Consider the following 239-nt stretch of genomic DNA (forward strand, 5'->3'; position numbering starts at 1 on the left):
TTTACGGTGCAGCGTACCGAAGCTTTGTTCGATCACATAACGGGTCTTCGATAGATGTCGGTTACGTTTGGTTTGCACTTCCGTCAGCGGACGGTTGCGGTGGGCTTTGCACATAATGCCGTCCAGCAACTGATGCTCTTTCAGATGTTGCCGGTTTTCCGCACTGTCGTAGCCTTTGTCGGCATAGACGGTCATACCTTCGGTTAGGCCTTCCAACAAAGGGGACAGATGGTTGCACT

1 protein-coding gene is annotated in these 239 nt (G+C 51.9%); it reads right to left on the reverse strand.

Going from position 1 to position 239, the window contains the following annotated elements:
- The coding region (locus HMPREF2572_RS04780; protein ID WP_148132289.1) for a transposase at positions 1-239 on the reverse strand (239 nt) is incomplete at both ends.

It is taken from the genome of Neisseria sp. HMSC064E01, from assembly GCF_001808875.1.
In the GTDB taxonomy this organism is placed as follows: Bacteria; Pseudomonadota; Gammaproteobacteria; order Burkholderiales; family Neisseriaceae; genus Neisseria; species Neisseria sicca_A.